Origin of the sequence: Paenibacillus paludis, from assembly GCF_042610515.1 — a bacterium.
Taxonomy (GTDB): Bacteria; Bacillota; Bacilli; order Paenibacillales; family Paenibacillaceae; genus Paenibacillus_AQ.
The window spans coordinates 17,147-29,597 of sequence record NZ_JBGJZP010000005.1; the positions used below are offsets into that span (position 1 = coordinate 17,147).

At 49.4% G+C, this 12,451-nt stretch carries 14 protein-coding genes and 1 other RNA gene; 5 read left to right on the forward strand and 10 right to left on the reverse strand.

Translation table 11 applies throughout. From position 1 onward, the window contains the following. Positions 1-4: 4 nt before the first annotated feature. Positions 5-568: a TlpA family protein disulfide reductase gene (locus tag ACAN56_RS10900; RefSeq protein ID WP_379142696.1), complete on the reverse strand. Its 564-nt coding sequence runs from the start codon at positions 566-568 to the stop codon at positions 5-7. 163 nt (positions 569-731) lie between these two features. On the opposite strand from ACAN56_RS10900, the gene ACAN56_RS10905 reads away from it, so the two are divergent. Beyond that, positions 732-1,208 carry a M67 family metallopeptidase gene (locus ACAN56_RS10905; protein WP_379142699.1) on the forward strand — a complete coding sequence of 159 codons (477 nt, stop codon included), beginning with the start codon at positions 732-734 and terminating at the stop codon, positions 1,206-1,208. Here the strand turns inward: ACAN56_RS10905 and ACAN56_RS10910 are convergent. From ACAN56_RS10910 to ACAN56_RS10920, 3 genes are read right to left on the reverse strand one after another with little or no spacing between them, the layout of a single operon-like run. Beyond that, the gene (locus tag ACAN56_RS10910; protein ID WP_038589680.1) at positions 1,190-1,939 is read right to left on the reverse strand and encodes an exonuclease domain-containing protein; all 750 of its coding nucleotides are present in this window, start codon (positions 1,937-1,939) and stop codon (positions 1,190-1,192) included. The two genes, ACAN56_RS10905 and ACAN56_RS10910, sit on opposite strands and share 19 nt — an antisense overlap. Then, entirely contained in the window at positions 1,936-3,009 is a 1,074-nt protein-coding gene (locus ACAN56_RS10915; protein WP_379143219.1) for a DUF294 nucleotidyltransferase-like domain-containing protein, read from the reverse strand. Before ACAN56_RS10915 ends, ACAN56_RS10910 begins: the two co-directional genes overlap by 4 nt. A gap of 36 nt (positions 3,010-3,045) precedes the next feature. After that, the gene (locus ACAN56_RS10920) at positions 3,046-4,440 is read right to left on the reverse strand and encodes an ammonium transporter (protein ID WP_038589677.1); all 1,395 of its coding nucleotides are present in this window, start codon (positions 4,438-4,440) and stop codon (positions 3,046-3,048) included. Positions 4,441-5,121: 681 nt separating this feature from the next. On the opposite strand from ACAN56_RS10920, the gene ACAN56_RS10925 reads away from it, so the two are divergent. Both ACAN56_RS10925 and ACAN56_RS10930 read left to right on the forward strand, forming a co-directional pair. Then, positions 5,122-5,553 carry a MerR family transcriptional regulator gene (locus tag ACAN56_RS10925; protein WP_379142702.1) on the forward strand — a complete coding sequence of 144 codons (432 nt, stop codon included), beginning with the start codon at positions 5,122-5,124 and terminating at the stop codon, positions 5,551-5,553. A gap of 34 nt (positions 5,554-5,587) precedes the next feature. After that, positions 5,588-6,265: a zinc metallopeptidase gene (locus tag ACAN56_RS10930; protein WP_379142704.1), complete on the forward strand. Its 678-nt coding sequence runs from the start codon at positions 5,588-5,590 to the stop codon at positions 6,263-6,265. 50 nt (positions 6,266-6,315) lie between these two features. Here the strand turns inward: ACAN56_RS10930 and gltC are convergent, their stop codons facing one another. Beyond that, positions 6,316-7,230: a glutamate biosynthesis transcriptional regulator GltC gene (gltC, locus tag ACAN56_RS10935; protein ID WP_038589672.1), complete on the reverse strand. Its 915-nt coding sequence runs from the start codon at positions 7,228-7,230 to the stop codon at positions 6,316-6,318. A 14-nt stretch (positions 7,231-7,244) separates the two neighbouring features. Continuing rightward, the gene (locus ACAN56_RS10940; RefSeq protein WP_038589669.1) at positions 7,245-7,871 is read right to left on the reverse strand and encodes a rhomboid family intramembrane serine protease; all 627 of its coding nucleotides are present in this window, start codon (positions 7,869-7,871) and stop codon (positions 7,245-7,247) included. 110 nt (positions 7,872-7,981) lie between these two features. Between ACAN56_RS10940 and tpx the strand changes: the two genes are divergently transcribed. Next, positions 7,982-8,500 carry a thiol peroxidase gene (tpx, locus tag ACAN56_RS10945; RefSeq protein ID WP_038589666.1) on the forward strand — a complete coding sequence of 173 codons (519 nt, stop codon included), beginning with the start codon at positions 7,982-7,984 and terminating at the stop codon, positions 8,498-8,500. A gap of 191 nt (positions 8,501-8,691) precedes the next feature. Here the strand turns inward: tpx and ACAN56_RS10950 are convergent, their stop codons facing one another. The 3 genes from ACAN56_RS10950 to ACAN56_RS10960 form a co-directional block, all read right to left on the reverse strand. Beyond that, a complete protein-coding gene (locus ACAN56_RS10950) occupies positions 8,692-9,081 on the reverse strand; it encodes a DUF1499 domain-containing protein (protein ID WP_038589663.1) in 390 nt (129 codons plus the stop codon). 161 nt (positions 9,082-9,242) lie between these two features. After that, a non-coding RNA gene (ssrS, locus tag ACAN56_RS10955) (6S RNA) lies at positions 9,243-9,435 on the reverse strand. Positions 9,436-9,538: 103 nt separating this feature from the next. After that, a complete protein-coding gene (locus ACAN56_RS10960; RefSeq protein WP_379142709.1) occupies positions 9,539-10,393 on the reverse strand; it encodes a YesL family protein in 855 nt (284 codons plus the stop codon). 179 nt (positions 10,394-10,572) lie between these two features. Between ACAN56_RS10960 and ACAN56_RS10965 the strand changes: the two genes are divergently transcribed. Beyond that, a complete protein-coding gene (locus ACAN56_RS10965) occupies positions 10,573-10,671 on the forward strand; it encodes a dihydroorotate dehydrogenase (RefSeq protein WP_144024380.1) in 99 nt (32 codons plus the stop codon). A 96-nt stretch (positions 10,672-10,767) separates the two neighbouring features. Here ACAN56_RS10965 and cshA read toward each other — a convergent pair whose 3' ends face one another. Further along, positions 10,768-12,414 (reverse strand): degradosome RNA helicase CshA, encoded by a 1,647-nt coding sequence (gene cshA, locus ACAN56_RS10970; protein WP_038589660.1) that lies wholly within the window; start codon positions 12,412-12,414, stop codon positions 10,768-10,770. Between the last annotated feature and the right edge of the window lie 37 nt (positions 12,415-12,451).

Here is a 12,451-nt window from a genome sequence, read left to right on the forward strand (position 1 = left end):
TTCTTTAAGAGCCGGTTAGTGTGATGATTTTCTTCTCCAGCTCTTCGGGAGTCAAGACACCGAGAATGATCTCGGAGATTACCCCATTTTTGTCAATCAACACATTGGTAGGAAACACCGCACCGTTATATTTATCGAACACCTTGCCCTTTAGATCAAACATGACCGGAAAGGACAGCATATATTTTTTGATGAAACGTTCGGCATTGGGCTTATAATCCTGGCTGGTCACATTGATTCCATAAATATCAAGAACATTCTTATATTTAACAGCCATTGCATTCAGCTCTGGAGCCTCCAGCTGACATGGTTCACACCAGGAAGCCCAGAAATTAAGCATCAGCGCCTTCTCCCGAGGTCCTCCTACGTCATAAACAGTGCTGTCGTTTCCCTGCAAAGTGAAGGGGGGAGCCAGCAAGCCAGCACCTGCACCGCTTTTCAGCTTGGTTGATTGCTGCACTACTGGTACTGACTCGGGCTCAGCCCTGAATTCATGCGCAATTACGAGAACGGCCAATATCACAATCAAGGCCACAACAGTTACATTTCGTTTATTCACAGCACTCATGGGAAGACCGTTCCTTTGCAAATGGGATGGTTTGCTCCTATTGTACCCCCAATATGTGCAGTTTCAAACCATCCTTTACATCCAAGTAAAATCAGCTTCTTCTGTACCAAAAAAAGAGGATTCCGTCAGAGACGAAATCCTATGAAGAGAGAGGGGTGAATATATGACAGCATACCAGGGAAAAACCCAGCCCATCAGACTGGATAGCTCCGTACAGCTCATGCTGGGGAAGCATTTGCTGACCTGTTATCCGCATGAAGCTTGCGGCGTACTGCTGGGTGCTGCCGCAGCGGGCGGCATGCACATCAAGGACTATGTCCCCATGAGCAACGTAGCGCCTGACCCGCTGCATGCCTTCGCTCCCGATCCCCGCGAATGGGTAAAGGCACTCTATAACGACCCCGCCCCTGTCGGTTTGTTCCACTCCCATCCCCATTCTGCCCCCTGGCCTTCTCCCTCCGACATTAAGGGACTAAGCGCACTGGGTCCCGAATTCAAGGTATACCTGATCGGTTCTCCCGGTACGGACAATAATGGGGAAATAACGTTGAGGGGCTTTCATATCGACCGGCTGCCTGATTCAAGTGGAACAACCGGTTACAGGCTGCTGCATGCTCCGCTCTATGCTCTGCTTAAATAAGCATAAAGATCTCCCAAGGTATCAACCTGCCGCTTCTGGGAGATCTCATTCAGATAAGACACCCATAACCGCGCAGTCATTTTGGCATCCTCCAGCGCATGATGCCGCCCTTGGATCGGAATTTCGTGTACGGCAAGAAGTTCATCCAGCGTATAATTGCTGCGGTGCGGCTCAAGCCAGCGGGCCAGCATCATCGTATCCAGCACTCTGTGGGTAAGCTGCACTTTGGAGGTTTTCCATAATGCAGCATTCAGAAAAGACTTGTCATGTGCACTTCCGTGCGCCACCAGCACCCGCTGGCCCACAAAGGACATGAAATTATGCAGCCCGTCCATTAACGAAGGTGCAGCGGATGTCATCTCTTTGGAAATTCCTGTAAGCTTGGTGATATTATCCGGTATCGCCGTCTGGCAGTTTACCAGTGTATAAAAGCATTCATCTTCTTTTATTTCTTCCCCTACTACACGAATCGCACCAAACGACATAATCTCATCCCCATGCTGGTGGGAGAAGCCTGTCGTTTCCAGGTCAAAAATAACGGTCTCAAGTTCAGCGAGAGGGGTATGCAGCACTTCAGGACGCCGTTTCTCGCGCATCAGGGAACGGATAAAGGCCATTTGCTGCGCCGTTTGCTGTGCCGATTCCCCGCCTCTCATCGACGCGATGGCGGATGGCATTCCGCCTTGTCTCAGGTTGTTCCAGAATCCGCCGCCTTTGTTCGGCTCCTTCATGACTGTCTCCTTTCCGCTGACCGGAGCTGGCGCTGCAGTGCCCTGTGCAGGCGCCTGACGAGCAGCAAACTTTCCCGCAGCTCGGACATGAGCTGCTTATTCTTCAGATCACTTTCAGCAATATAATCACTGCTGGACAACAAACCGTCGTTTACACTGTAGGGAGTGTTCGCACGCATCCGCAGTGCGGTCAAAAATGCCCGGCGGATATCTTCAAGGTGCTGGTACTTGTCAAGCGACCCCAATACTTCCAGCCTCTTCAGCGTGGAGCTGTCCCAGACTCCCTCAAATAAAGACAAATGTCTAACAATATTCACGAGCGGAATATAAACACCATATTTGACATCAAATCCCCCGGCATAATCGCCGAACCGTTCCGTCAGTACCTGTCCAAGAAGATTTAGTGTCGCCTTGTGGCGGACTGTATTGCGCAATACCGCCGCGGACAGCTTCTCGTTGCCGATAAATCCGGCATGAAAAGCCTCCCGCCACTCCGCGGATAACTCCGCGTTCCCGGCTACATGGCGCATATCAGAGGAAATAATCAGATAACGGATCGGCTCCCATTCCAGCTGGTGCATCCAGCTCTGCAGCTGTTCTTTCCATTCCGTCAGTGTCTTGCACCAGAGCGGCTCGGAGCACATCACCTTGCCGCTGCATTTCTCATAACCCACTTGTTCAAATAAATCCGACAACATCGCACCAAAGGCCCGGAAATAACTCTTCTTGAGCCCATCCGGTTCCCCTTCCACAATCAGGCCGTTATCCTGATCACTCCAGAGCGTAGCTTCCTGCCTGCCTGCGCTGCCAAACACAATAAAGGAATAGGCGCAGGGAGGCGGGCCGTAGCCCGCCTCTTTCATCTGCGCCTCACATATGATTACTGCCGCCTTCGCAATACTGTCATGCATTGCATTGACACGGGTCATCCATTCCTCGATTGGAACAACGTTTAACTGTGCCAGAAGTACGGTTTGACAGGCCGTGCGCCTTGCTTTAAGCTCCTGCGGCGAACCGGCCGTTGCGATGGACAAATAATTATTATCTTCATTCCACTCTGCTGACTCCATCGAAGCCACTCGGTCCGCCCCCCATCTATGAAGTAGTTAATTTTTAAGGGTCTTGGATTCCGATTCTGCAATCAGTTTCATTTGTTCAGGATAACCGTAAGTACCATGTTCACTGATATCAAGGCCCATCAATTCTTCCTCTTCGGTAACACGCAAGCCGATAGCCAACTTAATTACGTAGAGAATGATGAAGGACAGAACTGCTACGAAGACAAAGGTACCTGCCACACCCAGCACCTGTACGCCGAGCTGGTGGAATCCGCCGCCGTAGAACAATCCGGGTTTACCAACAAGCGCGCCTTCCGCGATCAGATCAGGTGTTGCGAACAACCCGGTGGACACCGCTCCCCACATCCCAGCGATACCATGTACAGAGAAGGCATAGATTGGATCATCAAGGCCGGCACGTTCCAGCCATTGTGAAGTCATGAAAGTGAATGCTCCCGCTACAAACCCGATAAGAATTGCCGCCCAAGGCACTACGAATGCACAAGCGCCTGTGATTGCAACCAGTGCAGCCAGAACACCGTTCAGCATTGCCGGGATATCCGACTTGCCGAAGTAGAGCCAAGAAGCGATCAGTGCAGCCAGACCGCCAGCCGCAGCTGCCAGGTTAGTTGTCAATGCTACGTGGCCGAAGAATCCGCCCATTGGAGACAACGCGCTACCAGGGTTAAATCCGAACCAGCCGAACCAGAGGATGATAACACCGAGTACTGTGAATACTTGGTTATGTCCCGGAATAATAACCGGCTTGCCTTCTTTGTTGAACTTGCCAAGACGGGGTTTCAGCAAGATTGTCGCGACTACAGCCGCCGTTGCACCTGTAAGATGGACAACCGTTGAACCTGCATAGTCCTGCATACCCAGTTCAGCCAACCAGCCACCGCCCCATACCCAGTGAGCTACGACAGGGTAGATAACTACAGAGAACAGAATTCCGAAGATAATGTATACACTAAGCTTAGCGCGTTCCGCCATACCACCAGATACGATGGCCAGAGAAACTGCGGCAAAAGCCATTTGGAAGAGGAATTTAACGTTTAAGGTTACATCTGAGAATGCCAGGGAATCGAATGATGCTGCTTGTGTTTCACCACCATAGAAGAAGCCTGTAGTTCCGAAGAACCCGTTGCCGTTACCGAAGCCCAGGCCAAAACCCAGTGCCCAGAAACACAAGCTGGCAATTGCGAGTGTCAATACGGTCTTACCAGCTACGTGGCCCGCATTCTTCATCCGGACCGAACCGGCTTCAAGCATCGCAAACCCCGCTTGCATAAAGAATACAAGAATAAATGCCAGGAAAGTAAACGCCGTATCCAATCCGATTTGGAGATCCGGTGCTGCCGGACCTTCAGCTGCAAATGCGCTGACCGGGTAGACCATCAGTGTAATCATGGCCAGAAACATCATTATCATCTTTTTTTTCATTCTTTACCCCACTCCCCAATGTTATATTTTCTAACAAAGCGTGAAACTCTTAATGTCATTATAATCAGAAGTCAGGTAAATTGACAAGACTATTTTTATGAATGTTGCGATTTATTTCTTGAGGCACATGATTTCTTCACTGTTTGCCTGTAGCTACGCATTTTCGTTGTTAAATCACAGGTTTCCAGCCGATCAGCAAAACTTATTCATGCAAACGCATACAGCAAAAACGGACTTCTCCATGTATGAATATGTATTTTCATTAATGTAAATGATCCAAGATGCTGTATTGTATGTTAAGTATCCTGAACATATATCAAGAGAATGACGCTTATTTTGGCGAACCCTATTCTTTTCATGAGCAAAAGAAGCAGCGCACTCTTCCGTCACTCCAATAAACATGACACATCGTGTAATATAATTATAGATCCCATCCAACCTTGTTATTATGCCGCAGATCGCAAGGTCCATTCGGTGTACAATCTTGGTGTACAATCTTATAGAAGGAAGACCTGCTTTTCCGAAGGTATCTTTGGCTTTAACCCTGCATATACTTAAAGTAAGTGTCACGTTTGACTGTACGGTTTATCATTTGATATCATTATAAGTGTAAATATAGTAAGAAGAGCGCCGGATCAAACCGGCCGGATTCTGTTAGCGAGGTGAGAAGAACTTGGGGATATGATCCTGTACCGGATTGGCGAACTGGCCAAAGCTGCTAGCATCAGTGAACGTACAATCGATTATTATACGAAGCTGGGACTCATTGTACCAGAAACCAGAAGCATGAAGAACTATCGGCTGTACAGCCATGAAACTTTAATCGCTCTGGAACGTATCAATCAGTTAAAGCATGAGAAATATACATTGGAAGAAATTAAAACCATGATGAGCAAGTGGAATTCAGCCGCACCAGAAACCGATGTTTCGGATAAACTCGTGGAGCTGGAGCTGCAGATGCAGCGGCTTGAGCGCGAAGTGAAGGCACTGGAACCGATGATCAGCGGACTGAAACCGATCCAAGCCAAACGAGCGCTGTCAGCACTGCTTCCGCAGGGCGTTGCGTGCATGGAGGCGATCCGGCTGCTGCTCTTGCAGGGGCCGCCAATGTAAATACTATTTTTACACCATAGTGGAGGAATGTTATATGATGCCTTTGATGTACCTGTTAGTTATTATCGCTTTTCTATTCTCGTTGTGGGCTCAGTTCAGAGTTAAAGGCAACTTTAATAAATGGTCCAAGGTTGCCAACATGAATGGTTTGACAGGTTATGAAGCCGCACGGCGCATGCTTGATGCCAATGGCCTTTATGATGTACCGATCGAGCCTGTGCGCGGCACCCTTTCCGACCATTATGATCCGGTCCACCGGGTTGTGCGCCTGTCGGAGCCTGTATACTATGAAAGCTCCATCGCCGCTGTTTCTGTCGCATGTCACGAGATCGGCCATGCCATTCAGCATAAAGAACATTATCCAATGCTCACACTGCGCCACCGGATGTTCCCGGTTGTCAATTTCGCTTCCGGCGTAGCCCCCTTCATGCTGTTGGCAGGATTTATTTTCAGCTCATTGAATCTTATTGGTCTGGGTATTATCTTCTTCTCGGCTGCAGTAGCCTTTCAGCTTGTCACATTGCCGGTTGAATTCAACGCCAGCAGCCGGGCCCGCCAGGTCATGGTTGAGCAAGGCTACATCCGCAACGAGGAAGAGCGCGGCGTAGCCAAGGTCCTGAATGCAGCTGCCTTAACTTATGTTGCTGCCGCTCTGGTCTCCCTGCTTGAACTGCTGCGTCTGATCATGATGTTCTTGGGAAATCGTGATTAAACCAATCTAGTTAACCCGCTGTCGATATACAGAGCAAATACCCCGGAAGGCTACGAGCCGACCGGGGTATTGTTATTTCTATCTTTGAAATATGTCAGCAGGAAAGTGCGGAAGGAGCGGGCTACCAGCGGCAGCTTGCCCTCACTGCGGTGAATGATTCCCACCGTTCTGGTCACAACGGGATCTATCACCCTCACTTGAGCCGGCTGCATAGGATTGGTCTGATACAATGCCGTTTCCGGCAGCAGGCTCACTCCCATGCCAGCGGCAACCAAACCCCGTATGGTATCAGTCTCTCCGCCCTCAAAAGCAATCTGCGGCTTAAACCCTGCCTGCAGGCAGGCTTGCCATACGATCGGCCTCAGTGAATATCCCTGGCTGAACAAGACGAACTTTTCTTCCCGCAGCTGTTCAAGCCGGATTACCTTCTCTCCGGCAAGCGGATGATTCTGCGGAAGGATCGCAAACAGCTCTTCTGTCATTACAATATCTCCGGCCACATGACCGTCATTTTCGGGGAAGGGAGAAATAAAAGCCAGATCCACTTCACCGGACAGCACGTCTTTAATCAAAGACGGAAAAGACCCCTGCTTGAAACGAAACTTAACCTGAGGATAATGCCGGCGAAACTCCGCCACAATGGAAGGTATAAGATGCGTACCCAGGCTATGCGGAAATCCGATGCGGATCTCTCCAAGCTCCGGGTCCAGAAATTCATGCACCTCAGCTACCGAGCGCTCCAATTCCTTCAGCACCGACTCTACCCGTTTGCAAAAAAGCTGCCCCACCGGGGTGAGCTGCAGATTGCGCCCCTTTTGCATGAATAAGTCCACTCCAAGCTCCTGCTCCAGCTGATGAATCTGGCGGCTAACCGCAGATTGCGCCACATGCAGCTCTTCTGCCGCTCTGGTAACATGCTCTTTTTGTGCTACCTTCAAAAAATATTGCAGCTGTCTAAGTTCCACGAATCCAACACCTCCTACCTTCGGTTTTTTTTGAATACCCGTATAATAAGTCCATAAAGAAAGAACCCGGCCACGAGGCCGCCAATATGGGCTGTATAGTCCACATGAGGTGTAGCGAAGGACATAATAATCCCCATCACCAAAAGCCCGTACAACGTCTTACGTGAGCTCTCATCCATCATCGCTCTCTGCAGCAGCGCAATATAGAGGAATGCGCCGTATACGGCGTAGATCGCTCCTGAAGCCCCTACTGACACCGTACCGTAATCCACCACTGAACGGCTGCTGACCGCGACTCCCAGAAGATTGGCAAGGAAACCTCCCGCCAGATAGAGCAGCGCGTAGCGCCACCAGCCCATCAGCCGTTCCAAAGGCGGAGCAAACACCAACAACGCAAAACAGTTAAAGAACAGATGGGCAAAGCCATTGTGCAGAAACATCGCTGTCGCATAACGCCACAATTCCTCTTTCAGCGGGCTGACATTAACGGTTCCCCCGTAATCAATCAGTGTCTGGATATTTGTGGAGCCGCCGTTTAACGTCAGAACAATAAACATAATCACATTCGCCAATATAAGCAAACAGGTTACCGGATAATACCGGAGATAGCTTCTCCACTTTTCATATCGTATGAATATCATAACACCCACCCTTTATGTAAGTTGTCGGTTGGACATCCAGCTTCTAAAAAGATTATAATTTATTGTGGCAGTAAGAATCCAATATTGCAATTCAAGGAGGAACCAAGGATATGACGCAAGAAAGAACAGGCGTGGCCGCATTTAAAGGCAACCCCATCACACTGGTGGGTCCGCAGCTCAAAGCCGGAGATTCCGCACCACAGTTCACAGTAAGCAAGAATCTGCTGGAAGACACTTCCCTCAGTGATTACGCCGGCAAAATCAAGCTGATCAGCGTGGTGCCTTCTCTGGATACAGGTGTATGCGATGCGCAGACCCGCCGCTTCAACAGCGAGGCCGCAGAGCTCGGCGATGATGTCGTTATTCTCACCATCAGTATGGATCTTCCGTTCGCCCAAGCCCGCTGGTGCGGCGCAGCCGGCATTGACCGGGTCATCACACTGTCTGATCACAAGGAAGCAGCCTTTGGACAAGCCTACGGCGTCCTGATTAAAGAATTCCGTCTGGACATGCGTTCCATCTTCGTAATCGACAAAAACGATACTTTGGCTTATGTGGAGTACCTCGGCGAAATGTCCGAGCATCCCAATTACGAGGCTGCAATTGCAGCTGTAAAGGAACTGCTGTAGCCTGCAGCCGAATTGTATTTCATTCGTAGTACATGAAAATCTATAAGTTCTTATTCTCTAAAAAAAAGCGGCAGAAGGTCATCCTTCTCCCGCTTTTTGCTTATGGGTAGCCTTATTGTTCAATGATAGGCTGCATCTTCACACTTCACGAAACCGTATACAATCTCTGAACAGAAAAGTGCAACTTGCCTTTATTCTGTCTTGAATTTGCCCAGCTTCCTATCAAGAGACTGGTACAGACGCTGAATTACTCGATAGTTGGCGCCCAGGTCGCCAAGCGAACCTCTGGATGCCGAGTACATATCTACGCCGCAACGCACCGGTGAGGTATTTAGCACCGACACGGTAATATCCAGCGTACGCCCGAATGCCGTTCTCTTCTCAAGCGTAATCTCTCCTACAGATTGCACTTCATGAAGCACCTTGAAGCCAGGAATCTTCTTCAGCGTTGAGGATACTTCTTCCCACGCCTTATCTCTAGAAAGAGTGTAGTAACGCGTCTTTAATGCCGGATCTTTTGCACGGTCGCTTGTTCCGTCATGACTGCGAAATAAACCGACCAAGGTTCTTTTCAACGACAAAATTCTTCCCCCTCTTCAAATCCCAAGTTCATTAGTCTAAGTGTAACACTCTTATCCCAGGAACAAAAGGGCATTGCTCACTTTCACCTTGTTCACTATAAACAAAAAGGTACCCCATCCCCGCGGGTAAGCGGGAAACAGGGCACCTTGTCAAAAACAGTAGAAAACCCGCCTATGCCGTCCGGCTACAGTGTCTTCTGAACCTGCTATAGCAGGTGGGTGACCGCAGAAGTCGTTTTTGAATTCCCCGCGTCGTATAGACAGGGCCTTTCAGCCGCGCTTCGTATAGATCTCCCAAGACATTATCATTGGTTCAAAACAACGAGCAACCGTAAACGTACATCGCAGGATTTGTTACTATTATATTGCGTTTTGACGAAAAAGTAAACCTGTATGCGCTTTAATTTACACTGGAATAAATTTCTCGCCTAATTTCGCGGCTTATGTGTAATTAATGTTAAATCCGTTTTTTATCTTTATCTGAATCGTACTCATCATCATCGTCGTCATCATCTTCATCGTAATCGTCTGCCTCAAGCAATTCCGCAGCTTCTCTTTCAGCGGCCTCCTGGGCTTCCTGGGCTTCCAGTTCCTGTTGCTTCTTCTTCTCCACCTGCAGTTGCAGCTTGTTGTATGTAGCGTAAAAGTTAAAGAAGGCGAAAAAGGCAATAAGTGTAGGAATACACAAGGCGTAAAGCACCGGATACTTCAGACCTATATAGACAAGAACCGCTGCACCAATAAGCGTGGAGAATACGCGGATCGGCCGGGCGATTGTCAACAGAACGGAGTTGGTCACCACTTCTTTGAAGGTCATTTGATAATGAACCACAATCGAGAAGAAATTAAACATGGAGACGAACAAAATAATCATCAGCACCAGCATCAAAATACCGACGATTCTGAAATTCGCCATTTGCGTCATGTATACGGTCACATCTACGTACATCACAACAAACAGCACTGTGTAGATTAATCCCCCAAGCATACTCTTGAAATAATTTTCTTTGTACCCCTGGAAAAAAGTGCGGAATGTGCTAACATCACTATTGCCCATAACCCATTTGCGTACAACCGTAAATAGTGCCGCTGTTGCCGGGAACACCGTAAACGGTGCCAAAATGCCCATCGCCCAGTTCAGTGTGATCTGTTCATTGGGGCCGCCTGCACCCGATCCCCACATAATCATCTTCATTACTCCCATGAACAGAAACGGAACCGAACAGATTGCCCACAAAATGTTACTGAAGGCGATACGTGAAATCCATTCCGTGACGCGGTATAGACCGCCCATTGCTCCTTTAAACTCCAATTCCCTTCCTCCTGTCTGTCTCGCGCATACTGCGTATCTTAACTATACCTTATTTGACCCGGACTTTTCCAGCGCCCATTCTTAAGATTCTGGGTTATGGTCTATGCAAGCCCGGCGATCCGTCCATATATTAGGAACGTAACCATTACAATCACCTTAATTTAAAGGAGGTTTTACCTATGTCCTCACCAGTTGGCTGCAACGTCTGGACTTCCACAGGCACTATCCTCGTTCTGTTCATCCTGCTCGTTATTATCACTCGTACTTTTGTTATCTAAGGCATGAAACACAAAGCCTAAATATGTTCAATTGTACAAAAAGAAGACGAGAACCGTTAACCGGTACTCGTCTTCTTCCATTATCGCCGGTGCTGCTTAAATGTCGTAATCTTCGCGTTTAGCCGGACGAGTACTTGTGCTGCTTGGACGCGCCGATGGTTTGCGGTCGGCACTGCTGTCGCGGTTGCCTTTGTAACCGCCGCTGCTGCTGTTGCTGCCGTAGCCGCTGCTGTAACCACCACGGGTTGTGCTGCCGCTGCTGCTGTCGCGGTTGCCTTTATAGCCGCCGCCATAGCTGCTGCCGCTATCACGGTTGCCTTTATAGCCACCGCCTGTGCCGGAACCAGTGCGGTTGCCGCCGTAGCCGCCATTAGGCTTGCGGCCGCTGCGGATGTCATTCTTGCCGCCGCGGCGTTTTGCGCGGATCGGATCTTCCGGTGTCAATTCAACCTGTGTATCCTTGTTGTCGCCGGTAAGCAATTTCATTGCTGCGGAGAGCAGTTGTACAGAATCATATTGCTCCAGCAATTGAATCGCGATGCCTTTGTATTCGTTCAGCTCGCCGCCTTCTTCAACCATTGCCAGCAGACGTTCTGCAGTGATGCGTTGTTTGCCTTCAATTGCCTCAGCCATTGTTGGCAGCGGTTTGCGGGTAATCCGGTGACGGGTTACACGCTCGATCAGATGCAGGTGGTCCATTTCACGCGGAGTCACGAATGACCATGCTGTTCCTTCTTTACCTGCGCGGCCTGTACGGCCGATACGGTGTACATAACTTTCCGGATCTTGCGGAAGGTCAAAGTTGATAACATGTGTTACACCGGAAACGTCGAGTCCGCGCGCTGCTACGTCAGTAGCTACCAGCACGTCAATGCTGCCGTCACGGAATTTACGCATAACCGCATCACGTTGGTTCTGGGACAAGTCGCCATGCAATCCGTCAGCGGAATATCCGCGTTTCTGGAGGCCTTCGGCAAGCTCGTCAACCCGGCGTTTGGTACGTCCGAAGACGATTGCCAAATCTGGGGATTCCATATCGATCAGACGGCTCAGTGCTTCAAACTTCTGGCGCTCAGGAACTTCGATATAGGCTTGGTCAATCAATGGAGCGCTGATTTGTTTTGGAATTACGGAAACATGTTGCGGGTTCTTCAGGAACTGTTGGGCGAGACGTTGAATGTTAGGAGGCATTGTAGCTGAGAACAACATGGTTTGACGTTCTTCCGGCACGAGCTTGAGGATCGTCTGGATGTCTTCCATGAAGCCCATATCCAGCATTTCATCAGCTTCATCCAATACGATGGTCTGCACGTCATCAAGACGGATCGTCTTGCGGTTGATGTGATCCAGAAGGCGTCCAGGTGTTCCGATAATGATCTGTGGTTTCTTCTTCAACCCGCGGATTTGACGGCCGATATCCTGTCCGCCGTAAATAGCCAGTGAACGCAGACCCTTGAAGCGGGTCAGTTTGCCGATTTCTTCAGCAACCTGAATCGCAAGCTCACGGGTTGGCGTCATAACTAGCGCCAGGATTTTTTCTTCTTCCCGAGCAATTTTGGAGATGAGGGGAATACCGAAAGCGGCTGTTTTGCCCGTACCGGTCTGTGCCTGGCCGATCAAGTCTGCTCCAGTCAGCGCGAGCGGGATTGCCTGCTCCTGAATGGGTGTTGCTTCCTCAAATCCTAGCTCTGTGATTGCTTGAAGTACTTTTGGCTCCAAGCCGAATTCTGCGAATGTTTTCAAATTATTCATGCTCCTTCTATACAGTGGACATTCCACA

Bases quoted from the DNA above. Each gene is read 5' to 3' on its own strand.
- ACAN56_RS10900 (WP_379142696.1), bottom strand. From the start codon at position 568: ATGAGTGCTGTGAATAAACGAAATGTAACTGTTGTGGCCTTGATTGTG.
- ACAN56_RS10905 (WP_379142699.1), top strand. From the start codon at position 732: ATGACAGCATACCAGGGAAAAACCCAGCCCATCAGACTGGATAGCTCC.
- ACAN56_RS10910 (WP_038589680.1), bottom strand. From the start codon at position 1,939: ATGAAGGAGCCGAACAAAGGCGGCGGATTCTGGAACAACCTGAGACAA.
- ACAN56_RS10915 (WP_379143219.1), bottom strand. From the start codon at position 3,009: ATGGAGTCAGCAGAGTGGAATGAAGATAATAATTATTTGTCCATCGCA.
- ACAN56_RS10920 (WP_038589677.1), bottom strand. From the start codon at position 4,440: ATGAAAAAAAAGATGATAATGATGTTTCTGGCCATGATTACACTGATG.
- ACAN56_RS10925 (WP_379142702.1), top strand. From the start codon at position 5,122: ATGATCCTGTACCGGATTGGCGAACTGGCCAAAGCTGCTAGCATCAGT.
- ACAN56_RS10930 (WP_379142704.1), top strand. From the start codon at position 5,588: ATGATGCCTTTGATGTACCTGTTAGTTATTATCGCTTTTCTATTCTCG.
- ACAN56_RS10940 (WP_038589669.1), bottom strand. From the start codon at position 7,871: ATGATATTCATACGATATGAAAAGTGGAGAAGCTATCTCCGGTATTAT.
- tpx (WP_038589666.1), top strand. From the start codon at position 7,982: ATGACGCAAGAAAGAACAGGCGTGGCCGCATTTAAAGGCAACCCCATC.
- ACAN56_RS10965 (WP_144024380.1), top strand. From the start codon at position 10,573: ATGTCCTCACCAGTTGGCTGCAACGTCTGGACTTCCACAGGCACTATC.